Consider the following 490-nt stretch of genomic DNA (forward strand, 5'->3'; position numbering starts at 1 on the left):
TTTTTCAACCTGCGCCATCACGGTGTGGTGAAACCGATGATTCTGGTGTCGGCCCTGGCTGGCTGTATGGTCATTGCCTGGGTAAGCAAGCCTTCTGAACAGAGTGTCAGTGCCGGAACCGGAGGGCCAGCGGTCACCGACGTACAGGCGTTAGGCATTGTCGGACAGCACTGTACCGCGTGTCATGCTGCCAACCCGAGCGATGATATTTTCAAGGTATCACCGGGAGGAGTGATGTTCGATAACCTCGACCAGATCAAGGCCATGAAAGACCGGATCCTGGCGCGGGCGGTGCATACCCACGATATGCCGTTTATGAACAAAAGCGGGATGACCGATGCCGAACGGGAAGTACTGGGGCGCTGGCTGGAGCAGCAATAACCGGCTTGATCCGTCTGGTACAAACTGGCACCTGTGCTTCGGCATGGGTGTCGTTGTTGCCTTGTTGTGCCTTTGTTTGTCGTCTCTGCAATGGCTTGCAACATTGGGC

General features: G+C 55.9%; 1 pseudogene. It reads left to right on the forward strand.

What is annotated here, in order from left to right:
- A pseudogene (locus tag Q4563_RS15905) lies at window positions 1-381 on the forward strand (urate hydroxylase PuuD); the annotation flags it as partial.
- Between the last annotated feature and the right edge of the window lie 109 nt (window positions 382-490).

It is taken from the genome of Gilvimarinus sp. 1_MG-2023 (assembly GCF_030548285.1).